The 796-nt window shown below is 49.5% G+C and carries 1 protein-coding gene; it reads left to right on the top strand.

What is annotated here, in order from left to right; genetic code table 11:
* Positions 1-42: 42 nt before the first annotated feature.
* Positions 43-796, top strand: a 754-nt coding sequence (locus tag JJQ72_RS20235) for a reverse transcriptase domain-containing protein (protein ID WP_347880783.1), incomplete at its 3' end; no start/stop codon positions are given.

Below are 796 nucleotides of genomic sequence, written 5' to 3'. Positions count from 1 at the left end.
TTAGATCGCATTCGGAAAGCATGTAACCGCAAAGGAAATTGGGTGGTCGACGTCGACATCCAAGGCTACTTCGACAACATCAATCAGGAGAAGCTCATGAAGCTGGTTGAAATGCGAATCAGTGACAGACGTATCTTGAAATTGGTGAGAAAGTGGTTGGGTGCGGGAGTCATGGAAGAAGGAAGCATCAGACGCCCCGATTTAGGTACGCCGCAAGGCGGGGTTATCTCTCCCTTGCTCGCAAACATCTATCTGAATTACTTCGATCTCCTGTGGGAGCGAAACGGCAGCGCATTTGGGGAACTCACTCGTTACGCAGATGATTTTGTGGTGATTTGCAAGACGAAGAAAGATGCAGATCGGGCTTACGAACTCATTAAAGCCATAATGGGTCGCCTGGAGTTAACGCTGCATCCGACCAAAACGCGTATTGTCGGATTATGGACAGGAGAAGAAGGCTTTGACTTTCTAGGCATGCACCATCGAAAGACGAAAGCGGAGACATCTCAAGGCAAAATATACTATACGACCCAGCAGTGGCTGTGTCGCAAGGCGGAAGAGCGAATCCGGGAGGTCGTGAAGGAGCGACTTGCTCCGCCGAATATGCGTCACAAGACTTTTCAGGACCACCTGGAATATTTAAACCCAAAAATACAGGGGTGGCGCAACTACTACTACACAGCTTACAGCCAAAAGAAGATGGCGAAACTGGACTGGTACATCCTCCAGCGACTAGCCAAATGGGTTGCCAAGAAACGTCAACGCACGCGATGGATGAGCTCATTACGCGAAGTGA

The sequence above is a fragment of the Paenibacillus sp. F411 genome (genome assembly GCF_017582705.1).
GTDB lineage: Bacteria > Bacillota > Bacilli > Paenibacillales > Paenibacillaceae > Paenibacillus_AQ > Paenibacillus_AQ algicola.
Note: the sequence above shows the minus strand (reverse complement) of the source record. Positions and strands in the feature narration are given on the sequence as shown.